The sequence below is a fragment of the Pseudoalteromonas sp. 20-92 genome (assembly GCF_030847595.1).
GTDB lineage: Bacteria > Pseudomonadota > Gammaproteobacteria > Enterobacterales > Alteromonadaceae > Pseudoalteromonas > Pseudoalteromonas fuliginea.
Genome location: NZ_JANJGQ010000081.1, coordinates 1 through 383 on the forward strand (window position 1 = coordinate 1; position 383 = coordinate 383).

Annotated in this window: 1 protein-coding gene; it reads left to right on the forward strand. The window is 38.1% G+C overall.

Annotated features, from left to right (window positions below; genetic code table 11):
- Positions 1-42: 42 nt before the first annotated feature.
- Positions 43-383: transposase (locus tag NRL14_RS20830; RefSeq protein ID WP_306725521.1), on the forward strand; the 341-nt coding region annotated here is incomplete at its 3' end.

Sequence of the window (383 nt, forward strand, 5' to 3'; positions counted from 1 at the left end):
CTTATATATGCACTCAGTAAATTTAAGCACATTGTATTATTTGTGATTAACCCATCAAGTGTTGCTAAATACCGTGCTGCATTTACGCACAGCGGGGCTAAAGATGATCCTACTGATGCAATTATTCAAGTTGAAATCTTACAACTTCACATGGATAAATTAACGGTTATTAGGCCGGATTCAGAGGACGTTAGGTGTCTTGCGCAGCTTGTCGAATACAGACGTAAACTAGTACAAGATCGTGTTAATTTAACCAATAAAATAGCCACAACGCTAAAAAATTATTATCCCCACGTGATTGATTGGTTTAAAGAAAAAGACACTCAAATATTCTGTGACTTCTTACTGCGCTGGCCCTCTCTTGCTCACGCTAAAAAAGCGAG